This window comes from Streptomyces sp. NPDC056347, from assembly GCF_042262625.1.
Taxonomy (GTDB): Bacteria; Actinomycetota; Actinomycetes; order Streptomycetales; family Streptomycetaceae; genus Streptomyces.
The window spans coordinates 1-22,871 of record NZ_JBHJQP010000060.1; the positions used below are offsets into that span (position 1 = coordinate 1).

At 72.3% G+C, this 22,871-nt stretch carries 25 protein-coding genes; 7 read left to right on the plus strand and 18 right to left on the minus strand.

Annotation, left to right across the window (positions count from 1 at the left end):
* Positions 1–35: 35 nt before the first annotated feature.
* A complete protein-coding gene (locus ACFCV8_RS16145) occupies positions 36–1,568 on the minus strand; it encodes a right-handed parallel beta-helix repeat-containing protein (RefSeq protein ID WP_376685976.1) in 1,533 nt (510 codons plus the stop codon).
* A gap of 245 nt (positions 1,569–1,813) precedes the next feature.
* Between ACFCV8_RS16145 and ACFCV8_RS16150 the strand changes: the two genes are divergently transcribed.
* The 5 genes from ACFCV8_RS16150 to ACFCV8_RS16170 all read left to right on the plus strand — a co-directional run bounded on the left by ACFCV8_RS16150 (position 1,814) and on the right by ACFCV8_RS16170 (position 7,247).
* The gene (locus ACFCV8_RS16150) at positions 1,814–2,911 is read left to right on the plus strand and encodes a substrate-binding domain-containing protein (protein ID WP_376685977.1); all 1,098 of its coding nucleotides are present in this window, start codon (positions 1,814–1,816) and stop codon (positions 2,909–2,911) included.
* A gap of 199 nt (positions 2,912–3,110) precedes the next feature.
* Positions 3,111–4,439 (plus strand): ABC transporter substrate-binding protein, encoded by a 1,329-nt coding sequence (locus tag ACFCV8_RS16155; RefSeq protein WP_376685978.1) that lies wholly within the window; start codon positions 3,111–3,113, stop codon positions 4,437–4,439.
* Entirely contained in the window at positions 4,439–5,332 is an 894-nt protein-coding gene (locus tag ACFCV8_RS16160) for a carbohydrate ABC transporter permease (protein WP_376685979.1), read from the plus strand. The genes ACFCV8_RS16155 and ACFCV8_RS16160 overlap by 1 nt, the downstream gene beginning before the upstream one ends.
* Entirely contained in the window at positions 5,329–6,183 is an 855-nt protein-coding gene (locus tag ACFCV8_RS16165; RefSeq protein WP_376685980.1) for a carbohydrate ABC transporter permease, read from the plus strand. Before ACFCV8_RS16160 ends, ACFCV8_RS16165 begins: the two co-directional genes overlap by 4 nt.
* A 35-nt stretch (positions 6,184–6,218) precedes the next feature.
* Positions 6,219–7,247, plus strand: coding sequence for a hydroxyacid dehydrogenase (locus ACFCV8_RS16170; RefSeq protein ID WP_376685981.1), 1,029 nt, complete (start codon positions 6,219–6,221; stop codon positions 7,245–7,247).
* Between the two features lie 126 nt (positions 7,248–7,373).
* Here the strand turns inward: ACFCV8_RS16170 and groL are convergent, their stop codons facing one another.
* From groL to ACFCV8_RS16185, 3 genes are all read right to left on the minus strand, one after another.
* A complete protein-coding gene (gene groL / locus ACFCV8_RS16175) occupies positions 7,374–8,999 on the minus strand; it encodes a chaperonin GroEL (RefSeq protein WP_376685982.1) in 1,626 nt (541 codons plus the stop codon).
* A gap of 95 nt (positions 9,000–9,094) precedes the next feature.
* Positions 9,095–9,403, minus strand: coding sequence for a co-chaperone GroES (gene groES / locus ACFCV8_RS16180; RefSeq protein WP_018101172.1), 309 nt, complete (start codon positions 9,401–9,403; stop codon positions 9,095–9,097).
* A gap of 417 nt (positions 9,404–9,820) precedes the next feature.
* Positions 9,821–10,858 carry a polysaccharide deacetylase family protein gene (locus ACFCV8_RS16185; RefSeq protein ID WP_376685983.1) on the minus strand — a complete coding sequence of 346 codons (1,038 nt, stop codon included), beginning with the start codon at positions 10,856–10,858 and terminating at the stop codon, positions 9,821–9,823.
* Positions 10,859–10,941: 83 nt separating this feature from the next.
* Between ACFCV8_RS16185 and ACFCV8_RS16190 the strand changes: the two genes are divergently transcribed.
* Entirely contained in the window at positions 10,942–12,216 is a 1,275-nt protein-coding gene (locus ACFCV8_RS16190; protein ID WP_376685984.1) for a methyltransferase domain-containing protein, read from the plus strand.
* A 31-nt stretch (positions 12,217–12,247) separates the two neighbouring features.
* On the opposite strand, the gene ACFCV8_RS16195 is transcribed toward ACFCV8_RS16190, so the two are convergent.
* The 9 genes from ACFCV8_RS16195 to tsaB form a co-directional block, all read right to left on the minus strand.
* Positions 12,248–12,613: a hypothetical protein gene (locus tag ACFCV8_RS16195; protein WP_376685985.1), complete on the minus strand. Its 366-nt coding sequence runs from the start codon at positions 12,611–12,613 to the stop codon at positions 12,248–12,250.
* Between the two features lie 50 nt (positions 12,614–12,663).
* A complete protein-coding gene (locus tag ACFCV8_RS16200) occupies positions 12,664–13,329 on the minus strand; it encodes a hypothetical protein (protein WP_376685986.1) in 666 nt (221 codons plus the stop codon).
* A gap of 62 nt (positions 13,330–13,391) precedes the next feature.
* Positions 13,392–13,856: a VOC family protein gene (locus ACFCV8_RS16205; protein WP_376686014.1), complete on the minus strand. Its 465-nt coding sequence runs from the start codon at positions 13,854–13,856 to the stop codon at positions 13,392–13,394.
* A gap of 61 nt (positions 13,857–13,917) precedes the next feature.
* Positions 13,918–15,177, minus strand: coding sequence for an RNA polymerase sigma factor (locus ACFCV8_RS16210; protein WP_376685987.1), 1,260 nt, complete (start codon positions 15,175–15,177; stop codon positions 13,918–13,920).
* 121 nt (positions 15,178–15,298) lie between these two features.
* Positions 15,299–15,667, minus strand: a complete 369-nt coding sequence (locus ACFCV8_RS16215) for a YciI family protein (RefSeq protein WP_376685988.1) — start codon at positions 15,665–15,667, stop codon at positions 15,299–15,301.
* Positions 15,668–15,800: 133 nt separating this feature from the next.
* Entirely contained in the window at positions 15,801–16,076 is a 276-nt protein-coding gene (locus tag ACFCV8_RS16220; protein ID WP_376685989.1) for a hypothetical protein, read from the minus strand.
* A complete protein-coding gene (gene tsaD / locus ACFCV8_RS16225; protein ID WP_376685990.1) occupies positions 16,073–17,179 on the minus strand; it encodes a tRNA (adenosine(37)-N6)-threonylcarbamoyltransferase complex transferase subunit TsaD in 1,107 nt (368 codons plus the stop codon). Before tsaD ends, ACFCV8_RS16220 begins: the two co-directional genes overlap by 4 nt.
* Positions 17,179–17,694, minus strand: coding sequence for a ribosomal protein S18-alanine N-acetyltransferase (gene rimI / locus ACFCV8_RS16230; RefSeq protein ID WP_376685991.1), 516 nt, complete (start codon positions 17,692–17,694; stop codon positions 17,179–17,181). Before rimI ends, tsaD begins: the two co-directional genes overlap by 1 nt.
* Positions 17,691–18,338: a tRNA (adenosine(37)-N6)-threonylcarbamoyltransferase complex dimerization subunit type 1 TsaB gene (gene tsaB, locus ACFCV8_RS16235; RefSeq protein ID WP_376685992.1), complete on the minus strand. Its 648-nt coding sequence runs from the start codon at positions 18,336–18,338 to the stop codon at positions 17,691–17,693. Before tsaB ends, rimI begins: the two co-directional genes overlap by 4 nt.
* Positions 18,339–18,506: 168 nt before the next feature.
* Between tsaB and ACFCV8_RS16240 the strand changes: the two genes are divergently transcribed.
* Positions 18,507–19,073 carry a L,D-transpeptidase gene (locus ACFCV8_RS16240; protein ID WP_376685993.1) on the plus strand — a complete coding sequence of 189 codons (567 nt, stop codon included), beginning with the start codon at positions 18,507–18,509 and terminating at the stop codon, positions 19,071–19,073.
* Between the two features lie 75 nt (positions 19,074–19,148).
* Here ACFCV8_RS16240 and ACFCV8_RS16245 read toward each other — a convergent pair whose 3' ends face one another.
* The 5 genes from ACFCV8_RS16245 to ACFCV8_RS16265 form a co-directional block, all read right to left on the minus strand.
* Positions 19,149–19,355 (minus strand): hypothetical protein, encoded by a 207-nt coding sequence (locus ACFCV8_RS16245; protein WP_376685994.1) that lies wholly within the window; start codon positions 19,353–19,355, stop codon positions 19,149–19,151.
* Between the two features lie 137 nt (positions 19,356–19,492).
* Positions 19,493–20,023, minus strand: a complete 531-nt coding sequence (tsaE, locus tag ACFCV8_RS16250) for a tRNA (adenosine(37)-N6)-threonylcarbamoyltransferase complex ATPase subunit type 1 TsaE (protein WP_376685995.1) — start codon at positions 20,021–20,023, stop codon at positions 19,493–19,495.
* Positions 19,992–21,230 (minus strand): alpha/beta fold hydrolase, encoded by a 1,239-nt coding sequence (locus tag ACFCV8_RS16255; RefSeq protein WP_376685996.1) that lies wholly within the window; start codon positions 21,228–21,230, stop codon positions 19,992–19,994. Before ACFCV8_RS16255 ends, tsaE begins: the two co-directional genes overlap by 32 nt.
* A gap of 55 nt (positions 21,231–21,285) precedes the next feature.
* On the minus strand, positions 21,286–22,431 hold the full coding sequence (alr, locus tag ACFCV8_RS16260) for an alanine racemase (RefSeq protein WP_376685997.1): 1,146 nt from the start codon (positions 22,429–22,431) through the stop codon (positions 21,286–21,288).
* Positions 22,432–22,479: 48 nt separating this feature from the next.
* Positions 22,480–22,866: a DUF488 domain-containing protein gene (locus ACFCV8_RS16265; RefSeq protein ID WP_376685998.1), complete on the minus strand. Its 387-nt coding sequence runs from the start codon at positions 22,864–22,866 to the stop codon at positions 22,480–22,482.
* Positions 22,867–22,871: the final 5 nt, after the last annotated feature.

Below are 22,871 nucleotides of genomic sequence, written 5' to 3' on the forward strand. Positions count from 1 at the left end.
GCGGACGACAGCGGTTCGACGGCGGGCCGGTGCGTCTAGCGCACGCCGCGGCCCTCGTAGGCGCCGATGTTGGGGGCGCCGGGCTTCAGCGGGTTGCCGAAGTAGTCCTTGCCGCCGTTGTTCTCGATGACGGCTCCGGCGGCGAGGGCGGGCGAGCCCGTGCCGAGCCGGAAGTCGTCCCTGAGCTTCGGGTCGGCGGTGATGCCGCCGGGGTTCGGGCGGGTCATCTCGATGCCGTGGAAGGCGTTGTGGTCGAAGGAGAGCCCGGCGGTCGGGTTCTTGAAGGCGTAGCCGCCGGTGCCCTCGCTCACGAAGACGTTGTTGCGTACGGCCAGTTCGTGCTGGGTGGTCTCGGGGCTGCCCGCGTCGTCCTGGACGAGGTAGCCGGGAATCTGCTCCTTGTTGTGGAAGGTGTTGTTGTAGATCCTCGTGTCGAGGATCGGGCCCCAGCAGTTCTGGATGAGGCGGGCGCCGTCGTCGCGGCTGACGTTGTAGCGCGCCACCGTGCCGACGGTCTTGGCTCCGCTGTACGGGCAGATCAGCAGGAAGCCGCCCTTGTTGTCGTGGCTGTAGTTGTACTGGAAGACGGTGTTGCGGGAGGCGCCGTCGGCGTCGAAGGACATGCCGTCGTGGGTGTTTCCGCCGCCGGAGACCTCGTTGTACTCGACGGTGGTGTCGTCGGTGTTGAAGGTCCAGATGCCCGCGTTGGCGGAGGGCGAGCGGAGCTGGAAGCCGTCGATCCGGTTGTGGTCGACCCGGGCGCCGCTGGTGGTGTCGAGCTTCATGCCGTCACCGGCCAGCGACTTCAGCGTGTTGTGGTGGACGCGGACCCGGGTGCTCGGTGTCCACTCCCCCGGGTACGCGTTCGGGTCCTGCTGCTGGCCGACCAGGTCGCGCTTGGAGAAGGTCGACTTGAAGTAGATGCCTTCCCGGTCGACGTCCTCGATGCGGTTGTTCCCGATGTCCAGGCCGTCGTACCAGCTGGCCCTGGCGGTGCCCTCGACGGCGATGTGGATCGCGCTGGAGCCGGAGAGCGTCTTGTGGTCGCCGCCGCGGACGTCGTGGATGTAGAGGCCGGAGATGTCGAAGCCGCGGGCCACGCCGTAGTCGGTGAGGCGGAGGCGGACGCCGTTGCGCTCGCTTCCGGGGTTGTCGGCGTTGGTGATCTCCAGCGCCTTGAGGTGCACGTACTGCGTGTTGGCGAGCAGGACGACGTCGTGGGCGCCCGCCCCGTCGAGCCGGGCGCGGGCCGGGCCGGTGCCGTAGTCGGCGATGGTGAAGGGGGCGCGGGCGGAGCCGGAACCGGTGGGGGCGAGGGTGCCGGTGCAGGTGCTGCCGCGCTTGAACAGGAGCCGGTCGCCGGGGCCGTAGGTGTGGGCGTTGGCCTCGGCGAGGGTGGTCCAGGGGTGCTTCGCGCTGCCGGTGGCGCCGGCCGGGTCGGCGGCGCAGTCGACGTGGAAGGTGCGTGCGGCGGCGGGCGCGGCCTGTGCCGCGGTCTGGCCCGCGGCGGTCAGGGCTCCGGCGGCGGTCAGGGCCGCGAGCGCGGCGGCGGTGACGCGATGTCTCACAATTCCTCCGTACGAACGGTCGGGGGGCGGAGTGAACGGTCGATGGCGGGGTGGGCCCGTTCCGCATCGCCGGAATCCTGAACTCGGATTGATCGAACGTCAATGGATCTCGTTTGAATGATCGAAACTTCCGTCGTTCGATCATTCTTGGTCTAGGGTCGGACACCGGCCCCGACCGGCTCCGACCGGGCCGAGGAACCGGCCCCACACTGCGACGGGCCACACACTGCGAGGGGACTGCTGCCGTGCGCGAAAGTGCTGCTGAACGTCATGACCGCCTGCTCGGGCTGGTACGGGAGCGGGGTTCGGCCCGGGTCTCGGACCTGGCCACGCTGCTGGGCGTCTCCACGGTCACCGCGCGCCGGGACGTGGAGGAGCTGGCCGGCCGGGGCCTTCTGGACCGGGTCCACGGATCGGTGTCCTGGCCGCGGGACGCCGCGGGCCCGGCCGACGGAGCCGCCCCCGGCCCCGCGGGCGGCGGACCGGTCCTCGGCATGCTCGCGCCCTCCTCGACGTACTACTTCGCCGAGGTCATCCGCGGCGCCCACGAAGCCGCCGCGCGCGCCGGGGCCCGGCTGGTCCTGCGGATCTCCGACTACCGTCCGCAGGAGGACCAGGCACGCACCGAGGGGCTGCTCTCCGCGGGCGCCGAGGGGCTGCTGGTCGCGCCCGGCTGGCAGGACCCGGGCGACCCCGCCGCGTTCGGCGACTGGATCGCCTCGCTGCCCGCGCCGACGGTGCTGCTGGAGCGCAGGCCCGCCGCGGGCTCCCCGCTGGACGGCCTGGACCGGGTCTGCTCGGACCACGCGTACGGGGTGCTGCTGGCGGTGCGTCACCTGGTGCGGCTCGGGCACGGCGCCCCGCTGCTGATGGCCCGCGCGGACTCCCCGACCGCCGTCGCGGTGCGGTCCGGGTACGCGGAGGCACTGGCGGTGCTCGGGCTGCGGGCTCCGCAGGACGTGATCGACTCCGTGCCGTCCGAGCTCTTCCCGGACGCCTTCGAGCAGGCCGTACGGGCGCTGCGCGAGGCGGTCCTCACGGGCGTGGCGACGGCCGCGCTGGTCCACAACGACGTGGACGCGATCCAGGTGGTGCAGCGCCTGGCCGAGCTGGGCGTCCGGGTGCCGGACGACCTGGCGCTGATCGCCTACGACGACGAGGTGGCGGCGCTCGCGGACACCCCGCTGACGGCGGTGGCACCGCCCAAGCGCGAGGTGGGCCGCCATGCGACGGAGCTGCTGGTGGAACGGCTGGGGCAGGGCGCGGGTGCGCCCCGGCGCCATCTGACGCTGCTGCCGCAGTTGCGGGTGAGGGGCTCCTGCGGAGCGCGCAACCACCCCTAGACACGGCCCAACCGTACGAGCGGACCCGATTCCGGCCCCGATGCCGATATCCCGGCTCCGCAGGGTATTCCACACTCTATCCGCACGTAACTTGACTGATCTTTTTTCGATCAATCGATCTTTCGCTCTTGACTTCGGTCACGGCTGGTCCAAGGATCACGGCCAACGCCAATGTCGCCGCCAGTTCAGGAGCCTCGCTGTGAGCCGCAGTACGAGCAGAACGTCCCTCGCCGTAGTCGGCACCGCCACCGCCCTCGCCCTTCTCACGGCCTGCGGCGGCAGCGGTGACGACGACGCCGCCGCCGGAAGCGACGGCAAGCCCGTCAGCATCACCTTCTGGGGCTGGGCCAAGGGGTCCAAGGAGGTCGTCGACGCCTTCAACGCCTCTCACAAGAACATCAAGGTGGTGTACGAGGAGATCCCGTCCGGCAACGCCGGCGGCTACGCCAAGATCTCCAACGCGGTGAAGGCCGGGAACGCCCCCGACCTGGTCTCCATCGAGTACCCGCAGCTCCCCGAGTACGTCAGCCAGGGCGCGCTCCAGGACATCGGCGCGTACTTCACCGAGGACATCCGCAAGAAGCTGCTCCCGCAGGCGGTCGAGCTGACCACCCTCGGCGGCAAGAGCTGGGCCGTCCCGTTCGACGCCTCGCCGCAGGCCTTCTACTACCGCAAGGACCTGTTCGAGAAGTACGGCGTCGAGGTCCCCAAGACCTGGGACGAGTTCCGCAAGGCCGCCGAGAAGGTCAAGAAGGCCGACAAGAAGGCCCGGATCGGCACCTTCCTCCCCGACGACCCGACCACCTTCCAGGCGATGGCCTGGCAGGCCGGCGCCCAGTGGTACAAGCCCGAGGGCGACACCTGGAAGGTCACCACCGGGGACGCGGCCACCAACAAGGTCGCCGACTACTGGCAGGGCCTCCTCGACGACGACCTGGTCCGCTCCAACGCCTCGTTCAGTCCCGAGTGGACCAACTCCCTCAAGAGCGGCGGCACCATCGGCTACCTGGGTGCCGCCTGGGGCGCCGGTGTCCTCAAGGGCACGCTGCCTGAGCAGAGCGGCAAGTGGGCCGTCGCCCCGATGCCCAGCTGGGACGGCAAGCCCGCCAGCGGCATGCTCGGCGGCTCCACCTTCGCGGTGACCAAGACCAGCAAGAAGGCGAAGGCCGCGGTCGAGTTCGCCACCTGGATGTCGACCACCGAGGAAGGCATCAAGGCCCGCATCGCGTCCGGCACGTCGAGCGCCTTCCCGGCTGCGGAGTCCCTGCGCCCGGTCGCCAAGGCGTCCTTCGACGCCGGCTTCTACGGCGGCGAGGACATCTACCAGGTCTTCGAGGGCGCCGCCACGTCGATCGGCCGGAACTGGGCCTGGGGCCCGGCGACCGGCACGGCGAACACCGTCATCAAGGACCAGTTCGGCAAGGTCGCCAGCGGCGGCACCACCATCAAGGACGCCGTGAAGGCCGGTCACGACGCCACCGTCACCGAGCTGAAGAAGCGCGGGCTGAAGGTCGAGGACGCAGGCTGATGAAGCGCGCCCGGACGACCAGAGCCGCCGCCATCCTGCTGGGGCCCTTCTTCGTACTGTTCACCGCGTGCATGGTGGTGCCGATCGGATACGCGGTCTGGCTCAGCCTGTTCACCGAGAAACAGTCCGGCCTGGGCTTCGGCGGCACCGAGACCGTCTTCAGCGGACTCGACAACTACGCGGCGGCGCTGGGCGACCGGGCGTTCCGCGAGGGTTTCGGCGTACTCCTCGGGTACTGCCTGTTCTACATTCCGCTGCTGCTCGTCGGAGCCCTCGCCCTGGCCCTGCTGCTGGACTCCACGCTGGCCCGCGCCCGCCGGTTCTTCCAGCTGGCGCTCTTCCTGCCGCACGCCGTGCCCGGCATCATCGCCGCGCTGATCTGGGTGTACCTCTACACCCCGCAGCTCAGCCCGGTGGTGAGCGCCATGGAGTCAGGCGGGATCGGTTTCGACTTCTTCTCCCCCGGCGGCGCCCTCCCCTCCATCGTCAACATCGCGCTGTGGGAGTGGCTCGGCTACAACATGGTGATCTTCTACGCCGCGTTGCAGGCCATCGACCGCTCGGTGCTCGAAGCGGCCACCGTCGACGGGGCCGGTGCCTGGCGCACCGCGCTCTCCATCAAGGTCCCGCTGATCCGCTCCTCCCTGGTGATGGTCGCGCTGTTCACGGTCATCGGCTCGCTCCAGCTGTTCACCGAGCCGCTGATCCTCAACAAGGGGACCGGCTCCGCCGTCTCCTCCACCTGGACGCCGAACATGTACGCGTACACCGCGGCCTTCGAGCGCAATGACTACGGTCTCGCCGCGGCCGCCTCCATCCTGCTGGCGCTCACGGCCGCGCTGCTGTCCTTCGTCGTCACCCGCTTCACCGGCCGGAAGGGCAAGAAAGCATGAACTCCCCCGCTTCCCGCGGCCGCTGGATGTCGAAGACCGCCGTCAACGGCTTCCTCCTGCTCGCCGTCGTCTACATGCTCTTCCCCCTCGTCTGGCTGGTCACGGCCGCCACCAAGGACACCGGCGGGCTGCTCGCGGGCAACGCCTTCTCCTTCGAGGGCTTCAACCTCGGCGAGAACCTGTCGAACCTGGCCTCCTACGGCGACGGCATCTACTTCCGCTGGTACCTCAACAGCCTCCTGTACGCGGGCGGCGGGGCGATCGTCTGCTCACTGATCTGCGTCGCCGCGGGGTACGCCTTCGACAAGTACGAGTTCCGCGGCAAGGAGAAGCTGTTCGGGCTGGTGCTGATGGGGGTGCTGGTGCCGACCACCGCGCTCGCCCTGCCGATGTACCTGCTGGCCTCCAAGACCGGCCTGGTCAACACCTACTGGTCCGTGCTGATACCCGTGCTGGTCAACCCCTTCGGCGTGTATCTCGCCCGGGTGTTCAGCACCGGCTACATACCGAACGAGGCCCTGGAGGCCGCCCGTATCGACGGGGCCGGTGAGCTGCGCGTCTTCTGGTCGATCGGGCTGCGCATGGTCATGCCGGGCTTCGTGACGGTCTTCCTCTTCCAGTTCACCGCGATCTGGAACAACTTCTTCCTCCCCCTCGTGATGCTCTCGGACCGCAAGCTCTTCCCGCTGAGCCTCGGCCTGTACTCCTGGAACACCAACACCCACGGCGAGCCGAGCTTCTACCCGCTGGTCGTCACCGGCTCCCTCCTCGCCGTCGTCCCCCTGATCGTCGCCTTCGTCTCGCTCCAGCGGCACTGGAAGGCCGGACTGACCGCCGGCAGCGTCAAGTGACCCCGTCGCGAGCCCCGAGGAGTACGTGTTCCACCATGCCCCACGCCACTGACAACCGGCCCACGGCCCTGCTCGCGATGGGGCCCGGCATCGCCGAGCGCCTCCTCGCCGACCACCACCGCACCCGGCTGGCCGCCCTCACCCGCACCGACCCGTACCTCGTCGCCCACGACCTGACCGCGCCGGCGCCCGGCGTGGCCGCCGCGCTCGCCGAGGCGGAGGTGCTGTTCACCTGCTGGGGCGCGACCCCGCTCACCCGCGAGGTGCTGGCCGCCGCGCCCCGGCTGCGCGCCGTCGTGCACGCCGCGGGCTCGGTGAAGCACCACATCACGGACGCCTGCTGGGAACGCGGCATCGCCGTCACCTCGGCGGCCGGGGCCAACGCCCTGCCGGTCGCCGAGTTCACCCTCGCCGCGATCCTCTTCGCCGGCAAACGCGTCCTGCACAGCGCGCGCCGCTACCGCGAGCTGCGCACCGGGCACGACTGGCTCGCGGAGCTCGACGGGGCCGGGAACTACCGCCGTACCGTCGGCATCGTCGGCGCCTCCCGGATCGGCCGCCGGGTGATCGAGCTGCTGCGCCCCTTCGACCTGGACGTGCTGCTGTACGACCCGTACGTGGACGGTGCGGAGGCGGCACGGCTCGGTGTGCGGTCCGTATCGATCGACGAGCTGTGCGCACGCAGCTCCGTGGTCTCGGTGCACGCGCCGCAGCTCCCGGAGACCCGTCACCTGATCGGTGCGGCGCAGCTGGCCGCCATGGCGACCGGGGCGACGCTGATCAACACGGCCCGGGGTTCGCTGGTCGACGAGCAGGCCCTGCTGGCGGAGCTGACGACCGGGCGGCTGCGGGCGGTGCTGGATGTGACGGACCCCGAGCTGCCGCCCTCGCACTCGCCGTTGTACGAGCTGCCGAACGTGCTGCTCACCCCGCATGTCGCGGGATCGCTCGGCGACGAGCTGCACCGGATGGCCGATCAGGCGCTGGACGAGCTGGAGCGTTTCGCGGCCGGTCTGCCCTTCGCGGACCCGGTGCACTCCGGCAGCCTCAGCCACTCGGCCTGAAGCACCGGCCCGAGAACGCCGGAAAAGCTAGAAGCGCCGGAAACGCCGAAAAGGCCCCCTGTCCCACCGTCGAAGCGGTGGGCCAGGGGGCCTTCTGCGGCTGTGCGCCTGCCTGACGGCGGTGCGTCAGTGGGCGTGGCCGTGACCGCCGTGGGCGGCCTCGGCCTCTTCCTCGGCCGGCTTCTCGACGACCAGGGTCTCGGTCGTGAGCAGCAGCGACGCGATGGACGCGGCGTTCTCCAGCGCGGAGCGGGTGACCTTGACCGGGTCGATGACGCCGGCCTTCACCAGGTCGCCGTACTCACCGGTGGCGGCGTTGAAGCCCTGGCCCTTGTCGAGGTCGGCGACCTTCGAGGTGATGACGTAGCCCTCGAGGCCGGCGTTCTCGGCGATCCAGCGCAGCGGCTCGACGGCGGCGCGGCGCACGACCGCGACACCGGTGGCCTCGTCGCCGGTCTTGCCGAGGTTGCCCTCGAGGACCTTGACGGCGTGGACGATGGCGGAGCCACCACCGGAGACGATGCCCTCCTCGACCGCGGCGCGGGTCGCGGAGATGGCGTCCTCCAGACGGTGCTTCTTCTCCTTGAGCTCCACCTCGGTGGCGGCACCGACGCGGATCACGCAGACACCGCCGGCCAGCTTGGCGAGGCGCTCCTGGAGCTTCTCGCGGTCCCAGTCGGAGTCCGTGGCCTCGATCTCGGCCTTGATCTGGTTGACCCGGCCCTTGACGTCGCCGGGCTCGCCGCCGCCGTCCACGATCGTGGTGTCGTCCTTGGAGACGGTGACGCGGCGGGCGGTGCCCAGCACGTCCAGACCGGCCTGGTCGAGCTTGAGGCCGACCTCCTCGGCGATGACGGTCGCACCGGTGAGGGTGGCGATGTCGCCGAGCATGGCCTTGCGGCGGTCACCGAAGCCCGGGGCCTTCACCGCGACGGCGTTGAAGGTGCCACGGATCTTGTTGACGACGAGGGTCGACAGCGCCTCGCCCTCGACGTCCTCGGCGATGATCAGCAGCGGCTTGGAGCCACCGGCCTGGATGACCTTCTCCAGCAGCGGCAGCAGCTCCTGGATGGAGCCGATCTTGCCCTGGTGGACCAGGATGTACGGGTCGTCGAGGACGGCCTCCATGCGCTCCTGGTCGGTCACCATGTACGGGGACAGGTAGCCCTTGTCGAAGGCCATGCCCTCGGTGAAGTCGAGGTCCAGACCGAAGGTGTTGGACTCCTCGACGGTGATGACGCCGTCCTTGCCGACCTTGTCCATCGCGTCCGCGATGAGCTCGCCGACCTGCGGGTCCTGCGCGGAGAGCGCGGCCACGGCGGCGATGTCGGTCTTGTCCTCGATCGGGCGGGCGGTCGCGAGGAGCTCCTCGGACACGGCCTTGACCGCGGCGTCGATGCCCTTCTTCAGGGCGGCCGGGGAGGCGCCGGCGGCGACGTTGCGCAGACCCTCGCGGACGAGCGCCTGGGCGAGCACGGTGGCGGTGGTGGTGCCGTCACCCGCGACGTCGTTGGTCTTGGTGGCGACCTCCTTCACCAGCTGGGCACCGAGGTTCTCGTACGGGTCGTCGAGCTCGACCTCGCGCGCGATGGTGACACCGTCGTTGGTGATGGTGGGGGCGCCGAACTTCTTGTCGATGACGACGTTGCGGCCCTTGGGGCCGATCGTCACCTTGACCGTGTCGGCAAGCTTGTTGACGCCGCGCTCAAGGGCGCGACGGGCGTCCTCGTCGAACTTCAGGATCTTCGCCATGGGAGCTGAGCTTTCCTCTCGAACGAACCGCGCCCCTGACCGCCCGGCTGGTTATCGCAGGGGGCCAGGGGCGCAGCACAGAAAACGTGGGTGAACTACTTCTCGATGATCGCGAGCACGTCGCGAGCCGAGAGGACGAGGTACTCCTCGCCGTTGTACTTCACCTCGGTGCCGCCGTACTTGCTGTAGAGCACGACGTCGCCGGTCTTGACGTCGAGCGGAAGACGCTCGCCGTTCTCGAAGCGGCCCGGACCCACGGCCAGGACGACGCCCTCCTGGGGCTTCTCCTTGGCGGTGTCCGGAATGACCAGGCCGGAGGCCGTGGTCTGCTCGGCGTCGAGCGGCTGGACCACAATGCGGTCCTCGAGCGGCTTGATCGCAACCTTGGAGCTGGCGGTCGACACGATCCGGTCTCCCCCTTCGGAGATCTCACGGGGTAACAGTCTTGGGTGGCGACCAGGTCGATCCGTCGTCGCGGGTGCCGGACCTGCCAGTCGCGCAGTGGTGTTGGCACTCTCCAGTGGTGAGTGCCAGCACCGAGACTATGACCGCGATTAGCACTCGGTCAAGCGGAGTGCCAATTCGAGCGATCGTGGCGCGATCACTCCACCGCGTCCTCCCGGCCTTCCCGCCGTCCGGAACATCGGAACAACGGTCCGGACAACGGTCCGGACGCCATGAGGGCAACGTACGTACGGACCGGAGCGTTCCGTACGACCTCGGGGGCATGTCCCACTCCCCTCCCTCGCACGTGGGCGGCCCGGTGCACTACGCCCGGCCGGCGGGGACGGTCGCCGGTGCCCGGACCCGGACCGCCGACGTCACACGTAGTCCTCCAGCCGGGCCACGGCGTAGCCCCGCTCGGTGACGGTCCGCATGACCGCCCGCACCAGGTCGGTCATGCTGCCGCCCCACGCGGCCCGGCCCCGGAAGTGGGTGAGGACGATGTCGCCCGGATGCAGGTCCCGGTCACCCTCGCGCCACTCCATGCGGTCCGGGAACGCCTCGGCGCTCCACAGCGGCACGGCCTCGATCCCACAGGACCGTGCGGCCCGGAGCGTGTCGGCGTCGTAGCTGCCGTACGGCGGGCGGAAGAGGCGGGGCCGCTTCCCGAACCGCGCCTCCACGGCGTCCTGCTGGCCGCAGATCTCGTGCCGCTGCTCGTCGTACGAGAGGCCGGGCAGGTAGGGGTGGTGGAGGGTGTGGTTGGCGAGGACGGTACCCAGCCGCTGGGCCTCGCCGAAGTAGCCGTAGTTGTCCTTCACCTCGTCGTCGCTGAGGAACGCGCTGTACGGGATGTCCAGCTCGTCCATCATCTGGAGCAGTTCGGGGTCCTTCTCGGCCCCGTCGTCGATGGTCAGGAAGACGACCCGGTCCTTGGTCGGGACGGTGGTGAAGACCGGCGGCAGCGCGCCGTCGTCGCCCTCCACCTCGAAGCCCGCGCGGGTAGTGACGCGCGGCTTCGCGACGGGCGGCAGCGGGGCGATCAGCGGCGGCCTGTCGAGCCCCCACTTCCTGGCGATCCTCGCCCGTACGGCCGGGGTGAGCCGCGCGTTCTCGTAACGCTCGCCGGGCAGGCGGGCCAGGCCTCGGCGGAGCCCGGGGGCGACCGGGAGCCCGGCGGCGCCCGGCGGCGGGCCCGGGTTCCCGGCGAGGGCCCGCTCCCGCTGCCCTGCCTCGCCGGGCGGACGGCCTCCGGGCTCGGAGGCACAGCCCGAGCCGACCGCCGCGAGCAGAAGTGCGGCCAGCACGGCGACGGCGGGCCGCCGCGGGGAGCGGCCGCGCCGCCGGCGCTCCCCGGACGTGGCGGGTCTGGGTGGTTTTGCGGTTGATTTTTCGTTTTGTCGTACTAGTTGCATGGCGCCGCATCCTGCCAGCAGGCGACCGGCCTCCCGGCCCGACACCGCCGCCGGGGCCCGCCGGTCTACCCGGCTGGCTCACAATGGGGCAGGTGAACGCTCTCGCCCCGAACGACCCGCCCGCCGACGGCCGGTCCGGCTCCCCCGCCCCTTCCCCGAGCGGGGGAGACCCCATCGCCGACTTCCTGGCCCTGCGCACCCCCGAGGGCACCGCGCTCCTGGACGAGCTGCGGGACCACGACCCCGCCCGGGAACTCGCCACCGCCACCCGGCTGCGCCGCACCCACCCGGCCGCCCTGGTCTCGGCGGCGCTCGGGCAGGCCCGGCTCCGGCAGCGGGCGGTGGCGAAGTTCGGCGCCGAGGACGCGTACCGGATGTTCTTCACGCCCAACGGCGTCGAGCAGGCGACCCGCACCTCCGTGGCCACCCACCGCGCCCGGCGGTTCGCAGCGGCGGGCGAGGTGCGCCACGTCGCCGACCTCTGCTGCGGGATCGGCGGCGACGCCATCGCGCTGGCCCGCGCGGGCATCCGGGTGCTCGCCGTGGACCGCGACCCGCTGACCGCCGAGGTGGCCCGCGCCAACGCCGCCGTGCTGGGGCTGGACGACCTGATCGAGGTGCGGTGCGCCGATGTCGCCGCCGTCGACACCTCGTCCTGCGACGCGGTCTTCGTGGACCCGGCCCGGCGCGGCGGGCGGGGCCGGATCTTCGACCCCGAGGCGTACTCCCCTCCGCTGTCCTGGGCGACCGGCGCCGCCCTAGCGGCCCCCCGCGCCGCCCTGAAGATCGCCCCGGGCATCCCGCACGAGGCGATCCCCGAGCAGGCCGAGGCCGAGTGGATCTCGGACGGCGGCGACGTGAAGGAGGCGGTGCTCTGGTTCGGCGAGGGCTTCACGGCCGGCGCGTACCGCGCCACGCTGCTCCCGGCGGACGCCACGCTGTGGTCCAAAGCGCCGCTGCCCGCCCCGCCCGTCGGCCCGGTGGGCCGCTACCTGTACGAGCCGGACGGCGCCGTCATCCGCGCGCATCTGGTCGCCGACCTGGTCGCGCGGTGCGAGGGGCGGCTGATCGACGAGACCATCGCGTACATCACCAGCGACCGGCCGTACACCTCCCCGTACACCGCCGGGTACGAGATCACCGACCGGCTGCCGTTCAGCATGAAGAAGCTGAAGGCGCTGCTGCGGGAGCGGGAAGTGGGCGTGCTGACCGTCAAGAAGCGCGGTTCGGCGGTCGAACCGGAGGAGCTGCGGCGCCGGATGAAGCTCCGGGGGCCCAACTCCGCGACGGTCTTCCTGACCCGGGTGGCCGGTGCGCCGACGATGCTGATCGGCCACCCGATGACCGGCCCGAACTGACCGGCCCGAACTGACCGGCCGCGACGGCTGGTCAGGCGAGGTCGGTCAGATCCTCCGCGTACACCTGCGAGAGCGGCCGGGGGCCGACGTACTGCTGGCAGTTGCACTGGCCGGACTCGAAACGGACCGGCTTCTTGTTCTCGTCCCAGGCCGTCGGCACCTCGACACGCTCATGGCAGCGGCCCTGCTTGTCGTGCTTGGCGAGGTGGTGCGTGCAGCCGCAGACCGGCTCCGGCGGCCTGTTCGCCGCCTCGACGGCCAGCCGCTCCTTCCGGCCCGTCTCCAGCAGTTCGAGCTTGCGTTCGTGCCGATTGCGCAGCGCCGTACGGACGTTGTCGACGGCCCATCCGAAACCGCCCATCCAGAAAACGATGAGCACCCACCAGTACCACTCCATGACGCCCTCCCCCTAAGTGACACCTGTGCCCGGTCAGGATAGGGCCCGGCTCAGCGGTGGGAACCGCCCCCGACGGAGAACAGCGGCGCCGGGGCGGACGCACCGGCCAGGACCCGCAGCACCCAGCGCCGGTGGGCGAACGCCTTGACCAGGCCGATCAGTCCGACCAGCCAGGCGATCAGCCCGAGCCCCATGGCGAGGACGACCAGGCTCCAGCCGTACCCGTCCGGCGCGGCGTTCGCCGGGACGGCGAAGCAGGTACCGAGGCCGACCGCGCAGAGCACGAACGACAGCACCAGCCAGGCGGCGGACGCACCCGGCATCCGCAGCGCCGCGTCCCGCGCCGGATCGCGGTCCAGGCCGCCCCAGGCGTCGAGCAGTCGGCGGACCCGGCGGTCCCGGCGCAACCCGATGACGACGAGGACGACGGCGGGCACCAGGCAGCAGACGCCCAGGGCCAGCATCACGATGCCGGCCCCGGCGCTGAGCACGTCGTACGACTCCTCGAAGGTGACCAGCGCCGAGCCCACCAGCAGCCAGCCGAACGCGCCGAGCACGCCCCATGCCCAGAGCACCGCCAGCCGCCCCGGCCCGACATGGGCGCGCACCAGCCCCCCGAGCACCGCCGCCCGGTCGGTGAGCAGCGCCTCCCGGTCGGGCCAGGCGCGTATCTCCACGGGCGGCGGCGGGGGCGGCAGTTGTGCGCGAGGGGACATGAGCACGACCCTACCGACCGCCCCGCGCGAACGGGTCCGGGCGTCGCGCGGGGCGGGCGGGCTCAGGCGTTGCGCAGCGCTTCGAGGTCCAGCTTCCGCATGCCCATCATGGCCTTCACGGCGCGCAGCACCTTGGCCGGGTCGGGGTCGGACATCACCTCGGTGAAGCCACGCGGCACCAGCTGCCAGGACAGACCGTACTTGTCCTTGAGCCAGCCGCACTGCCCTTCCTCGCCGTCCTTGGTGAGCTCGGCCCACAGGGCGTCGGTCTCCTCCTGCGAGTCACAGTCCACGTACAGGGAGACCGCCTCGGTGAAGGGGAACTGCGGGCCGCCGTTGAGCGCGACGTACTCCTGGCCGGCCAGCCGGAACCGTACGGACATGACCGTGCCCACCCGGTCCGGCGCGGCCTCGGTGTACTGGGTGGCGTCCAGCACCTCCGAGTCGCCGCCGAAGACGGAGACGTAGTAGTGCGCGGCTTCCTCGGCCTGGGTGTCGAACCACAGGAAGGTCGTGATCTTCTGCATGGTCTGCTCCTGTCGCATGGTGCCGATCCGTTGAAGGGTGGACCGCCGCCGGGAGCGGAACTCATCGGTCGTCGCGGACCGGATGTTCCGCGCGGTCCAGGAGCATGGCCCGCTCCCTCGCGTTGCGGGTCAGCGCGGCCGCCCGTACGAACTCGGCGCGCGCCTCCCGCGTGCGCCCCGTCCGGGCCAGCAGGTCGCCGCGCACGCTGGGCAGCAGGTGGTAGCCGGCCAGCGCCGGATCGGCGGCCAGGGCGTCGACCAGGGCGAGGGCCGGCCCGGGGCCCTTCGCCATGGAGAGCGCCACGGCCCGGTTCAGCTCGACGACCGGGGAGGGTGCGATCGCGGCGAGCCGGCCGTAGAGGGCGACGATGGTGTCCCAGTCGGTTTCCTCGTACGCCGTCGCCCGCGCGTGGCAGGCGGCGATCGCGGCCTGCACGGTGTACGGGCCGAGTCCGGCGCCCTCGCCGGTCCCGGCGACGGCCCGCTCCAGGGCGGCGACCCCGCGCCGGATCAGCAGCCGGTCCCAGCGGGCCCGGTTCTGGTCGGCGAGCAGGACCGCCGCGCCGTCCGGGCCGGTCCGGGCGGCGGTGCGGGAGGCCTGGAGCTCCAGCAGCGCGGCCAGACCGTGCACCTCGGGCTCGTGCTCCATCAGCCCGGCGAGCACCCGGGCCAGCCGCAGCGCGTCCTCGCAGAGCGCCGGGCGCAGCCAGTCGTCGCCCGCGGTCGCCGCGTAGCCCTCGTTGAAGATCAGGTAGATCACTTCGAGCACGGAGCCGAGGCGGGCGGCGCGGTCGGGCCCGTAGGGCACCTCGAAGGCGACTCCCTCGCGGCCCAGGGTCCGCTTGGCCCGGACGATGCGCTGGGCGACGGTCGGCTCGGGGGCCAGGAAGGCGCGGGCGATCTCCTCGGTGGTGAGGCCGCCGAGGAGCCGCAGGGTGAGGGCGATCCGGGCCTCGGCGGAGAGCACCGGATGGCAGGCGGTGAAGATCAGCCGGAGCAGGTCGTCGTCGATGGCGTCCGGCTCGGCGGGCTCGGGCGGCGCCACGTCCGCCGGCGACCGGCCGACCTCGGCGAGCTTGCGGGCGTAGACCTCCTTGCGGCGTACGAGGTCGATCGCGCGGTGCCGGGCGGTGGCCATGAGCCAGGCGCCCGGATTCTCCGGGACGCCCGACTCGGGCCACTGCTCCAGTGCGGCGACCAGGGCGTCCTGGGCGAGCTCCTCGGCGATGCCGATGTCGCGCACGATACGGGTGACGCCCGCGACGATCCGCGGGAACTCGATCCTGAAGACCGCCTCGACCGCCGCGGTTGTCGCTGTCACGGTCCCCCATCCCAGCAGCGGGGCCGGGGCGGTGCAAGCCGGACCGGGCGGGTCCGGGCGGATCGGGTCCGGGCACGTCCGGGTCCGGGCGGACCGGGCCGGGGCGGATCGGGCCGGGCGGTCAGTCGCCCGTGGTGGCCTCGTCGATCTGCCGGACCTCGGAGGTCACGGTCCACTCCGCGGGGTGGATGCTCAGGAAGCGCCTGGTCCACTCCAGGGCCTCCGCCATGTCCTTGGCCTGGAGGATGGCGTAGCCGCCGACGACCTCCTTGGTCTCGGTGAAGGGCCCGTCGGTCCGGCTGAGCTTCCCGCCGGACCAGGTGATCCTGGTCCCCTGCGAGCTGGGCGTGAGGCCGGCCGTCTCCAGCATGACCCCGGCCTTGGTGATCTCCTCGAACAGGGCGCCCATGCGCTGCTGGAACTCGGCGTCGGGGGTCTGCGGGGGCAGTTCCCGCTCGTCGATGCGGATCAGTGTCATGAAGCGCGGCATGGTGGCTCCCGGGTCTGCGCGGCGGGGCCTCTCCCCGCCTCTCACCCTTGCGTCGAACGGGCTCCGGCCGGATCGACAGTTCCCGCGAAAATTCTTCCGGGGAATTTCCCGGCCGGCCACCGGAGGCGGTGCCTCAGCCGCCCGCTCCGGTGACCTCCACGGACTCGAAGCGCCAGCGGTGCACCGGGCGGGTGATCAGCGCGGCGTCCGGTTCGGGCAGCTCGGGGAGCGCGTCGTCGTGGCCGCCCTCCCACCAGGTGATCACCAGGACCCGGTCCTGCGAGGCGCGCAGCAGCTCGCGGCGGAGCGGCTCGCGGGCCAGCTCGGCGGCGCGGGCCCGCGCCCACTCCAGGAGCTCGGCGCCCCGGCCCGCCGTGGCGCGGGCCTCCCACATGAGGGCGACGGTCATGAGTAGAGGTTGTCCTTGCTGATCTCGTGGACGTGGTCGTGGTCGTGGGTGTGCGCGTGGGCGCCCGGTACGTGGGTGTCGGTCACCGGCAGCGAGGAGTCGGCGGACAGCTCCAGGTCCGAGGCCGGACGGTTGCGGGCCACCATCTCCGCGCCCAGGGCGGCGACCATCGCGCCGTTGTCCGTGCACAGCCCGGGGCGGGGCACCCGCAGCCGGATCCCGGCCCGCTCGCACCGCTCCTCGGCCAGCGCCCGCAGCCGGGAGTTGGCCGCGACCCCGCCGCCGATCATCAGGTGGTCGACGCCCTCGTCCTTGCAGGCGCGTACGGCCTTGCGGGTGAGCACGTCCACCACGGCCTCCTGGAAGGACGCCGCCACGTCCCGCACCGGCACCTCCTCGCCCGCGGCGCGCTTGGCCTCGATCCAGCGGGCCACCGAGGTCTTCAGCCCGGAGAAGGAGAAGTCGTACGCGGCATCGCGCGAGCCGGTCAGGCCGCGCGGGAAGGCGATCGCCGCCGGGTCGCCCTCCCTGGCCAGCCGGTCGATGACCGGGCCGCCGGGGAAGCCGAGGTCCAGCACCCGGGCGATCTTGTCGAAGGCCTCGCCCGCCGCGTCGTCGATGGTCGCGCCGAGCGGCCGTACGTCGGCCGTGATGTCCGGCGCCAGCAGCAGCGAGGAGTGGCCGCCGCTGACCAGCAGCGCCATCGTCGGCTCGGGCAGCGGGCCGTGCTCCAGCTGGTCGACGCAGATGTGCGAGGCGAGGTGGTTGACCCCGTAGAGCGGCTTGCCCAGCGCGTACGCGTACGCCTTCGCCGCCGACACGCCGACCAGCAGCGCCCCGGCCAGGCCGGGGCCCGCGGTGACGGCGATGCCGTCGAGGTCGCGGGCGGCGATCCCGGCCTCCTTCAGGGCGCGCTCGATGGTGGGGACCATCGCCTCCAGGTGGGCGCGGGAGGCGATCTCCGGGACGACGCCGCCGAAGCGGGCGTGGGTGTCGACGCTGGACGCGACGGCGTCGGCGAGCAGGGTCGTGCCCCGGACGATGCCGACGCCGGTCTCGTCGCAGGAGGTCTCGATGCCGAGTACGAGCGGTTCGTCAGCCATCAGTCAGTCTCTGTTTCTTGTCCGTGCTCTTGCACGTGCTCTTGTACGTGGAGGCGCATGACGAGTGCGTCGACGTTGCCCGGCTGGTAGTAGCCGCGGCGGAAGCCGATCGGTTCGAAGCCGAAGCGCTCGTACAGCTTCTGGGCCCGGGTGTTGTCGACGCGGACCTCGAGGAGCACCTCGGCGCACTCGAAGGCGGTGGCGTGCTTCAGCAGGTCGGTCAGGAGCGCGGCGCCGAGGCCGCCGCCCCAGTGGTCGCGGGTGACCCCGATGGTCTGCACGTCGGCGAGTTCACCGGCGGCGGCGAGGCCCGCGTAGCCGACGATCCGGCCGGTGGCCGGGTCCTCGGCGACGACGTAGCGGCGGGTGGCCCCGGGGCCGCGCGAGTGCGCCAGCTCGGACCAGAACATGCCGGCCGACCAGGCGTCGTCCGGGAACAGCTCGCTCTCCAGCCCGAGCACCGGATCGATGTCCCACCAGCGCATCTCGCGCAGCACGGCGGTCGTGGTCGTCACTTGGGGGTGACCACCTTGTAGTTCTTCGGCACCTGGGCGTCGGGCCTGCGCAGGTAGAGCGGGAGCGGCTCCAGCAGTTCGGCGCCCGCGGCGAGCCGCTCGGCGGCGAGGGAGGCCAGGGCTCCGGCGCTGACGTGCTCGGGCGTACGGGCGTCGGGGAACGCCTCGGGGTAGAGCGCCGCGCCCGCGCCGACGACGGGCAGCCCCGCCAGCTGTTCGGCGATGTCGGCGGGCCGGTCCACGGCGGGCCCGGCGGTCCGGGTGCGGAAGTCCTCGTACCGCGCCCAGTAGACCTCCTTGCGGCGGGCGTCCGTCGCGACGGCGAACGGGCCCGTGAGCCCGGCCAGGCCCGCCGCGTACGCCAGCGCGTCCAGGGTGCACACGCCGTGCACGGGCACGGAGAGGGCGGAGCCGAAGGTCGCGGCGGTGACCAGGCCGACCCGCAGCCCGGTGTACGGGCCGGGGCCGACGCCGACGGCCACGTCCGTCACCGCGTCGAGTTTCGTGCCGGCCTCGGCGAGCACCCGGTCGACGGCGGGCAGCAGCAGCTCCCCGTGTCTGCGGGCGTCGACCTGGCCGGACTCGGCGACGACGGCGGTCCCGTCGTGCAGGGCGACGGTGACGGCGGGGGTTGCGGTATCCACGGCGAGCAAGAGCACACGAACAGCGTACGGCTCCGTCGACGCGGGCACGGTGCCCCGTCCGGCGTCCCGGCGCGACCGGCACCGGCTGCTACCGTCACCGTGCACACGCGGGTACGAAGTAATCGCTAAACGCTTGTACGACTTACGGAAGCGAAAGGGGCGCGCACGGTGTCCAAGGGCAGCTCGGGAATCGTGGCCGGGCTCACTGTGGCGGCACTGGCCGCAGTCGGGTTCCTGGCCTTCCAGGCGTCGGCCAATGTCCCCGACGACCTCGCGGCCCCCAAGCCCTCGGCCTCCGGCGCCGTCTCCTCCACCGAGGACGCCAAGCCGAAGGAGAAGAAGCCGCGCCCTGCCGCGCTCCCCGCGCACTCCGGCACCGGGCAGCGGGTCGTCTACGCCCTGGAGGCCCGCCGGGTCTGGCTCGTGGACGAGGCCGGGAAGGTACTGCGGACCTTCCCGGTGATGCCGAGCGCGCTGAGCCCGAAGCCGGGTTCGTACCAGGTGGGCACCCGCCAGGGCCCTCCGACCAAGGGCTCGGACGGTGTGATGATCGAGCACGTGGTGCGGTTCGCGCTGGTGGAGAACGTGTCCGTCGGGTTCAGCTCGGCGGTGGACGGCACGATGGAGAGCCCGGACCCGACGCTGCGGACGGGCGGGGTGCGGATGGCCCAGGAGGACGGCGACGCCATGTGGGAGTTCGCCATAAGGAACACGAAGGTGGTCGTCGTCCCGTAACGCCTTCGGGCCGTGCGTCCGCCACGCCTCGGGCCGTGCGTCCACCACGCCTCGGGCCGTGCGTCCGTAGTGCCTTCAGGCCGTGCGTTCGAGGCCGGAGCCGGCGCGGGGCGCGGGCGTACCGGCCGGCTCGGCGGCGGGTGCGGGACCGGTGGCCGGGGTCTCCTTCCGCCCGTCCTTCGACGGTGGCGGGGTGGAGACCGCCGTGGCCGCGGCGCAGGCCGCCAACAGGTCCTTCATCGATGGCGGCGGCGGCACTTCATGTTCGGCGGACGTCGTCATGGATGCCTCCTGGGGCTCCGGTGGAAGGCGTGGTTAGGCAGACCTAACTCCGCTCTCGTCATCCATGTGACCACGCCCGCCCCGCCGCGCGCAACAATTTGCCGACAGCCTGTCGGAATACGGGGGCGCGCCCTGCCTCAGACCTCGCGCAGTCCCGCCCAGCGCGCCCCGGTCCCGATCAGGGTCACGGCGCGCCGCTCGTCGTCCGTGTCGCCGACCGCGCGCTCGATGACCACCCGCAGGCGGTCCTGGGACAGCTCCTCCACCTTGCCGTCGCCCCACTCCACGACCACCACCGAATCCGGCAGCGACACGTCCAGGTCCAGGTCCTCCATCTCGTCGAGCCCGCCGCCCAGGCGGTACGCGTCGACGTGGACCAGGGCCGGGCCGCCGGTCAGCGAGGGGTGGACGCGGGCGATCACGAAGGTGGGGGACGTGACCGCGCCACGCACGCCCAGGCCCTCGCCGAGCCCGCGGGTCAGCGTCGTCTTCCCGGCGCCCAGCTCGCCGCTGAGCATCACGAGGTCGCCGGGGCGCAGGACCGCGGCGATCCGGCGGCCCAGCTCCTGCATCTGTTCGGGGGACTCGACGGCCAGGTCCACGCTGACGGTGTCCGGTGCGGCGGCGCCGTCCGGCTCAGTCGCCGTGTCGGTGTGCGGTGCTTCCATGTCCGCCCACGTTAGTCGCTGCCGGCACCGCTCCGGCGCGTACCAGCAGGTCCGCCAGCCGGTCCGTGACCGTCTCGGGGTGCTCCAGCATCACCAGATGGCCGGCGTCCGGGACGATGACCAGCTCCGCGTCCGGAAGCCGGTCCGCGATGGCCTCGCTGTGCGAGCTGGGCGTGATGAGGTCCTTGTCGCCCGCCAGGATCAGTACCGGCACGGGCCGGAAGGCGGGCAGCGCGCCGCTCTCGTCGTGCTCGGTGAACGCGGGGTAGAACTCGGCGACCACGTCGATCGGGGTGGATTCGATGAGCCGCTCGGCGAACCGTTCCACCACCGGATCGACGTCCCGCGAACCGAACGAGTACCGCTTGATCAGCCCGGCGAAGAGGTCCGCGGTCGCCCGGCGGCCCCGCTCCACCAGCTCCGCCTGCGAGCCCAGCGCCCGGAGCACCCCGGGCAGCACCCGCCGCACCGCCTTCACTCCCGCGCTCGGCAGCCCGAAGGTGACCTCGCCGAGCCGGCCGCTGGACGTGCCGACGAAGGCGACCGCGGCGACCCGGTCCCGGATCAGTTCGGGGTACCGGGCGGCCAGCGCCATCATCGTCATGCCGCCCATCGAGTGCCCGACCAGCACCAGCCTGCCCTCGGGGGCCGCCGCGTCGATGACCGCCCTCAGGTCCCGGCCGAGCTGGTCGATGCCGAGCGGGACGCCGTCCGCCTGGGCCCGGCCCCGCTCCGAGCGGCCGTGGCTGCGCTGGTCCCAGTGGACGGTACGGACCAGGCCGCGCAGCGCCGCCCGCTGGAAGTGCCAGGAGTCCTGGTTGAGGCAGTAGCCGTGGCTGAAGACGACGGTGACCGGCGCGGGGTCCTTGCGGCCGAAGAGCCGGCGGCGGCGGGGGCCGGCGGCGTCGGCTCCGGCCGCGTCTTCCGGGCCGCCGTCCGGTGCGAGCTCGTCGACCTCGTAGTACAGCTCGGTGCCGTCGTCGGCGGCGGCCCGGCCCGGCCGCCCGCGCAGCGAGCCGTAGGGACCGGTGGCGTCCAGTGTCAGTCTGGCCCGCTTCCGCATGCCCCGGCCGACGGTGAGCCGCTCGACGGCCACACCGGCGGCGGCACCGGCCGCGAGCACGCCCACGGCCGCGCCGGCGATGCCCGCCCGGCGCCAGCCGGCCGCCGCGGCCGTGGCCGCGTCCCCCGCACCGCTCTCGCTCACCGTGCCGCCTTCCTTCCTCGTCGTACCGCCGGGTCCGCCGCCCTGGGGCCGGGCCTCAGGGGGTGGTGTGCAGGTGCACTCTCGGCACCCGGGTGCCGATCCGGGTGACGATCTCGTACGCGATCGTGTCGGCCGCCCGCGCCCAGTCCTCGGCGGTGGGCTCGCCCCGGTCGCCCGCGCCGAAGAGCACCGCCTCGCTGCCGACCTCGACCACGTCACCGCCGAGGTCGACGACGAACTGGTCCATCGCGACCCGGCCCGCGACCCGCCGGACGGCACCGCCGACCAGGACCGGGCCCCGGCCGGAGGCGTGGCGCGGGATGCCGTCCGCGTAGCCCACCGGCACCAGGCCCAGGGTGGTCTCGGCGCCGGTCGTGTAGTGGTGGCCGTAACTGATCCCGTGGCCGGCCGGCACCCGCTTGACCAGGGCCACCGAGGCGACCAGCCGCATGACGGGGCGGAGCCCGAAGTCGGCCGGGGTGCCCAGCTCCGGGGCGGGCGAGACGCCGTACATCGCGATCCCGGTGCGTACCAGGTCGAAGTGGGCCTCGGGGAGCGTCAGCGTCGCCGGGGAGTTGGCCATGTGCCGCACCTCGGGCCGGACGCCCGCCTTCTCGGCATACGCCACCATCTCCCGGAAGGCGGTCAGCTGGGCCCGGATGGAGGGGTGGCCGGGCTCGTCGGCGCAGGCGAAGTGGGACCACAGGCCGGTGATCCGGAGGGTGCCCGCCTCCTCGGCGGCGCGGGCGGCGGCGACCAGTTCCGGCCAGTCGGCGGGCTGGCAGCCGTTGCGGCCGAGGCCGGTGTCGGCCTTGAGCTGGACGCGGGCCGGGACGCCCGCCTCCGTGGCCGCGGCGACGACCTCGCGCAGTGCCCACATCCCGCTCACCGACACGTCGATGTCGGCCTCGATCGCCTCGCGCCAGGGCCCGCCCGGCGTCCACAGCCAGCACATCACCCGGCCGCCGAGCCCGGCGGCCCGCAGCGCGAGCGCCTCGTGCGGGGTGGCGGTGCCCAGCCAGGTCGCCCCGGCCTCCAGCGCGGCGCGGGCGCAGGGCACCGCTCCGTGTCCGTACGCGTCGGATTTGACGACGGCCATGAGCTGCGCGCCTCCCGTCCGAGCGCGCAGCACACGCACATTGGCGCGCAGTGCGTCGAGGTCGATCTCGGCCCGGGCTCTCAAGGACGCTGTCTCGTTCATCGCGCCCAGTCTCTCAGAGCGCGGCGGCGGGCCCTCCGGGCGACCGGCTCAGCGGTGGTGGTGCAGCTCGTGCTCCAGGTGGTCGACGAGGACCGGGACGTGGCTGTGGGCCACGTCCTTGACGGCGGTGACCAGGGTCACCGGGCCGCCCTCCTCGACGAGTTCGACCAGCTCCCGCACGGCCGCCCGGTGGACCGGATCGGTCAGTTCGGTGCGGTAGCGCTCGGTGAACTCGTCGTAGCGGGTGCCGGTGCGGTCCGCGTGGTACCAGGAGCGGAGCTCGGCGGAGGGGGTGACGTCCTTGAGCCACTTGTCGATCGCGGCGCGCTCCTTGGACTCGCCGCGCGGCCAGAGCCGGTCGACCAGGACGCGGGTGCCGTCCCCGGCCTCCTTCGGCTCGTACACCCTGCGTACGCGTACGTCGCTGCCGGTCACGGTGT

Excerpts from the sequence above, each read along its gene's own strand:
- ACFCV8_RS16160 (WP_376685979.1), top strand. The coding sequence starts at position 4,439 with ATGAAGCGCGCCCGGACGACCAGAGCCGCCGCCATCCTGCTGGGGCCC.
- ACFCV8_RS16165 (WP_376685980.1), top strand. The coding sequence starts at position 5,329 with ATGAACTCCCCCGCTTCCCGCGGCCGCTGGATGTCGAAGACCGCCGTC.
- ACFCV8_RS16170 (WP_376685981.1), top strand. The coding sequence starts at position 6,219 with ATGCCCCACGCCACTGACAACCGGCCCACGGCCCTGCTCGCGATGGGG.
- groL (WP_376685982.1), bottom strand. The coding sequence starts at position 8,999 with ATGGCGAAGATCCTGAAGTTCGACGAGGACGCCCGTCGCGCCCTTGAG.
- ACFCV8_RS16185 (WP_376685983.1), bottom strand. The coding sequence starts at position 10,858 with ATGCAACTAGTACGACAAAACGAAAAATCAACCGCAAAACCACCCAGA.
- ACFCV8_RS16190 (WP_376685984.1), top strand. The coding sequence starts at position 10,942 with ATGGGGCAGGTGAACGCTCTCGCCCCGAACGACCCGCCCGCCGACGGC.
- ACFCV8_RS16195 (WP_376685985.1), bottom strand. The coding sequence starts at position 12,613 with ATGGAGTGGTACTGGTGGGTGCTCATCGTTTTCTGGATGGGCGGTTTC.
- ACFCV8_RS16200 (WP_376685986.1), bottom strand. The coding sequence starts at position 13,329 with ATGTCCCCTCGCGCACAACTGCCGCCCCCGCCGCCGCCCGTGGAGATA.
- ACFCV8_RS16205 (WP_376686014.1), bottom strand. The coding sequence starts at position 13,856 with ATGCAGAAGATCACGACCTTCCTGTGGTTCGACACCCAGGCCGAGGAA.
- ACFCV8_RS16215 (WP_376685988.1), bottom strand. The coding sequence starts at position 15,667 with ATGCCGCGCTTCATGACACTGATCCGCATCGACGAGCGGGAACTGCCC.
- ACFCV8_RS16220 (WP_376685989.1), bottom strand. The coding sequence starts at position 16,076 with ATGACCGTCGCCCTCATGTGGGAGGCCCGCGCCACGGCGGGCCGGGGC.
- tsaD (WP_376685990.1), bottom strand. The coding sequence starts at position 17,179 with ATGGCTGACGAACCGCTCGTACTCGGCATCGAGACCTCCTGCGACGAG.
- ACFCV8_RS16245 (WP_376685994.1), bottom strand. The coding sequence starts at position 19,355 with ATGACGACGTCCGCCGAACATGAAGTGCCGCCGCCGCCATCGATGAAG.
- tsaE (WP_376685995.1), bottom strand. The coding sequence starts at position 20,023 with ATGGAAGCACCGCACACCGACACGGCGACTGAGCCGGACGGCGCCGCC.
- alr (WP_376685997.1), bottom strand. The coding sequence starts at position 22,431 with ATGAACGAGACAGCGTCCTTGAGAGCCCGGGCCGAGATCGACCTCGAC.